Annotated in this window: 6 protein-coding genes and 1 pseudogene; 3 read left to right on the plus strand and 4 right to left on the minus strand. The window is 38.7% G+C overall.

Annotated features, from left to right (window positions below):
- The 4 genes from ACJAZP_RS19935 to ACJAZP_RS19950 all read right to left on the minus strand — a co-directional run.
- The coding region (locus tag ACJAZP_RS19935) for an NUDIX-like domain-containing protein (protein ID WP_415232488.1) at window positions 1–352 on the minus strand (352 nt) is incomplete at its 3' end.
- Window positions 353–475: 123 nt separating this feature from the next.
- Window positions 476–673 carry a hypothetical protein gene (locus ACJAZP_RS19940; RefSeq protein ID WP_415232489.1) on the minus strand — a complete coding sequence of 66 codons (198 nt, stop codon included), beginning with the start codon at window positions 671–673 and terminating at the stop codon, window positions 476–478.
- Between the two features lie 9 nt (window positions 674–682).
- The gene (locus ACJAZP_RS19945) at window positions 683–1,048 is read right to left on the minus strand and encodes an ISAs1 family transposase (protein ID WP_415232490.1); all 366 of its coding nucleotides are present in this window, start codon (window positions 1,046–1,048) and stop codon (window positions 683–685) included.
- A gap of 13 nt (window positions 1,049–1,061) precedes the next feature.
- A complete protein-coding gene (locus ACJAZP_RS19950; RefSeq protein ID WP_415232492.1) occupies window positions 1,062–1,619 on the minus strand; it encodes an ISAs1 family transposase in 558 nt (185 codons plus the stop codon).
- A gap of 211 nt (window positions 1,620–1,830) precedes the next feature.
- Here ACJAZP_RS19950 and ACJAZP_RS19955 point away from each other — a divergent pair, with 211 nt between their 5' ends.
- From ACJAZP_RS19955 to ACJAZP_RS19965, 3 genes and pseudogenes are all read left to right on the plus strand, one after another.
- A complete protein-coding gene (locus ACJAZP_RS19955; protein WP_293755606.1) occupies window positions 1,831–2,280 on the plus strand; it encodes a transcriptional repressor in 450 nt (149 codons plus the stop codon).
- 30 nt (window positions 2,281–2,310) lie between these two features.
- Window positions 2,311–2,770 (plus strand): annotated as a pseudogene (locus ACJAZP_RS19960) (chemotaxis protein CheX).
- A gap of 536 nt (window positions 2,771–3,306) precedes the next feature.
- Window positions 3,307–4,022 (plus strand): thrombospondin type 3 repeat-containing protein (locus ACJAZP_RS19965; protein ID WP_415232491.1); only part of this gene is annotated, 716 nt, incomplete at its 3' end.

A 4,022-nucleotide genomic window follows, 5' to 3' on the forward strand; every position in this document is an offset into this window, starting at 1 on the left:
TGCCACATTGACCACAAAACCTATGCGTGCGGATGAATAATGCTACCTGCCATGCTCTAGAAGCAATACCGAAAAAGCTAGTTTCATTTTGCATTAACAAAGCACGCATACTAATAAAACTAAGATTTTTTTGCTCAATATGTTCGTTACCCATATCGATTAAAAAACAAGGAAGGTCACCATGGCTGCCTATTCTAACAATTTGTTCTTGGTAGGCATGAGCAAAATTGAGTGCACCCCATGTAGTTATCAACAGCCCTGAATTTTCAGAGGATTGAAAAACCTTTTCACCACTAAATATTAACCAAATAGCTCTTGTTTCAGCGGTTATCAATATATTTTGTTCAACCATATAGTTACCAAAATCAGATGTTTAACTTAATTTAACACAGTAAAAAGCCACATGAAAATATACTTTAATAAGAGTATTCCATCATTAATAATGACTAGTGTATAAGCACAACGCAGGGCGGGATTATACTTTGGTTGGTTTTTGACCAAACAGTATTTCCGCTCTAAATTGACTATCCCAACCCGCTCGCATCATTTTACCGGCAACACTGTCTTTAAGCGGGTGGGCTTTAATTAAATTAAGTAGTGCACGTCTGAATAAGGCAATGTTTTTCGCCCCATCCTCAGCATATATCTGGCTTTCATCTTCCCTGAACGTCACGTCCAGTATTCAATGTTGGCCAGTTTCGATGGCCCAATGATTTCTGATAGCCCGGGCCGCTTCTTTTACATCATCTCCCAAGGAGGTGATGTAATAAGACACTTCCTGTTCGATTTGCTCTTTACCCTTCTTTTTAAAGGTGCGTTTGCGCGTCACTTCAACTACAGATTGGATATCTTTCCAATGTGTCATGCCTGCTAGCCGATCTGTGATGGGCAACAGACGATAGTTGCGCTCGTTGATACGGCCATGCGCCTTTTCTATTTCTTCAAAATGTCGCTCTGCCAGTAACTTCGGACTATCTCGGTATGTCTTGTGGAAGAACGCCGAAATCTCTTTGCACAGATGACGCTGGTTGTCTTTAACCTGAAGCATATAATCAGCACCTTCAACCCTTATTATCTCTGCCCGTATGGGTCTGACAGTGCATGGCATCAGCGGTGATTATGGCCTCTTTTACCGACAGTTGCCGCAACATACTTTGCATCACCGGGATTTCATTGGTTTTATCCGATACTTCCTGCTGGTAAAGGATTAAATCACTGTCTACCACCATGGCACTCATTAACTGTAGCGGGTTGAGGGACGTACCATTTCCTGAGCCCCGGATCACTTTACCATCAAAGGCAATCTGCTCCCTTTCTCCTTCTACCCTGATCGTGTTGACCCATTGTTCAAAACACTCAAGTACACTTTCGGCTTTTACGCCCCGGATGATCCGGCCAATTGAGTGACGAGTAGGAATGCCATTGAGAAACTCGCGGTACTCCCTGAGCCATTCAAGTTGAGCAACGCCAAAGATATGTATGGCTTTCCAGCCTTTAGCACCGGATAAAACGGCAAACAAGGCAAACAAGGCAAGAAAAATGATATCCAGAAAATCATAATGTTTGTTAATATCGGTACGGCTATCTTCGATGTTTTCACATAATTTAAAAAAAGAAATAAAATGGGGTACAGGTAAGTGAAATTAGGCGATCTGATCTGTCATCCGGAATAAAGCCCCTTATTTTTTATATCATTACGTGCTCAATATCCTGCTTTTTATAACTTTAAGTGTGATCCGGCCCTGAAGTAAAAGGCTAATAATAAATGGTTAAGATACATACCTATTTAGATTAGTGTTATAATCTTAGGTTTATGTTGAAGGAATAAATGTGACTGATACTGACCAACAACCTATCGTAGCTCAAGTATACAAAGCAAGGCAATTTTGTGAAGACAAAGGTGCTAGGTTCACTTTACTAAGAGAAAAGGTTTATGCGCTTTTACTCGAAAAACAAAGTGCTGTAGGCGCCTATGAGCTCTTAGACGCTCTCAAGCTAACAGAGTCGAGTGCAAAACCTGCAACCGTGTACAGAACTCTAGACTTCCTCTTAGAATTTGGTCTAATACATAAAATAGAATCCACTAATGCATTTGTCGCTTGCCATCATTTTGATTGCACTCATCCAGTCCAATTCTTGATTTGTGATACCTGTGGTGACGTGAAAGAAATTCAATCTGAAGGATTAAAAGATACGTTAGATAAACAAGCCCAAACAGTGGGATTTAGTGTGGTAAAACAAACAATTGAGGCTCATGGTACATGTGTTATTTGCCAATAGACCAATTTCAATGGAGGAAAAACTAAACTAATAAACGCAGATTTTATGAACCCTTTTATTGCTGCCTTGATCAATGTACTGCAAACGATGGTGCAAACTGAATTAGTTCCAGGTAAACCCAAAAAGAAGAGTGATGATCAAGCTAAGGGTGATATCTCTGGATTAATTGGTATGATGGGCGACAAAATTCAAGATTCTATTTCTTTTGACGAAGGTTTAGTGTTAAAAATAATGTACCAAATTTTGGGTGAAAAACCAGATGTCATTGATTCCGAGGTACAAGATATGGTGGGAGAAATCACCAACATGATATGCGGAGGAGCTAAAAATGAACTTGATCAAAAAGATTATGATTTTGGAATGGCTACCCCTGTGGTTGTTTCAGGAAAAAATCATACGATTAACCACCAAGTCGTTGGGAAAAAAAATGGTTTTGCCGTTCTCACATGCGTCGGGCAACCTATATTTAGAAATGTGTTTTAACAAGTAATACGAACATTCATATATGAGACCGCAATAGACAATTGCCTTAGTCCCTAAATGAATTGATAGCTAAAGATAGGCCTACTACATTATGTGGGCATTCTCGCTTAAATTTGACTTCAAACAAAAAATCTGAAGACACAGAAATGTTCTCGAATCCAAATTTAATTCAGAGGTTGCATCTTAATTACGCCTTTTGCCGGTGAGTTGTTAATTTGAATTAAATTGTTTCATAAAAGCAACACAAGTGTATATTCTTGTGTATTAGTAGAAAGTATTGCGGGGGTAGTCGATAGTTCGGCATATTTAAAAGGTAGTTTTCTTACCAAGCTAGTTTTCCTCACCCTAGACGTCGCTTAAGTCTTTGAAGGCAGTAAAAGCAAGTTTGATTAACGTCAAGCTACAGCAAAAAAATCACTTTAATCGTGAATTTTTGAAGTATTAAAGTCTAGATTGAGTGGTGCAGTTAATTAAAGCTTGTATATATTTAAAACATATTTATGTAGCAAACAAATTTAAAATAAAGATAAAGGATGTATTAAATTGAATAAAATATTAATTTGTAGCGCGGTAGCTGCCGCTTTAAGTGTTAACGCACAAGCAGAACAACACAACAAAGATAATGAGAAGTGGGTTGCTGGTTTTGTTGAATATTATTCAACTGATAAAGCCGAGACTGGGCTCCCTAGCTTTTTAGATAATGGTTATGGAGCAGGTGCTGAGTATGGATATAAATTTGCTCCAGTATGGGCCATTAGACTAGAAATTTCTAAATTAGATATTGGTGCATCTCCTTCAGATGAATCGGGGAGTCGATTTGGCGTTGATGCTCTATACTTTATGCCTAATGATTTGTTTTATACTTTCGGTGGTTTAAAATTTACTGAAATTAACGGAACTGATTTAATGGCTAATGTTGGTTTAGGTAAACATTGGGATTTGGGTAACAGCTTAAAAATTATTACTGAAATTGCTGCTTATCAGTCTCTAGATAATGGCGATAGCAATACTCATGTAGGTTACAAATTAGGTCTTGCATATACCTTTGGCGGGTCCAGTGCTTCAGCTGTTCTTAAAGACGTTGATAATGATGGCGTAATGGATGGGCAAGATAAGTGTTTGTTCACACCTACAGGTACACAAGTGGATGCATCTGGTTGTGAGCAAAGTCTAGCTGCTGTTCAGGATCAAGATCAAGACGGTGTAGCGGATAAGCAAGATCGATGTGCAAACACGGCAATGTCAGATAAAGTAGATGC

Origin of the sequence: Psychromonas sp. (genome assembly GCF_047632955.1) — a bacterium.
GTDB lineage: Bacteria > Pseudomonadota > Gammaproteobacteria > Enterobacterales > Psychromonadaceae > Psychromonas.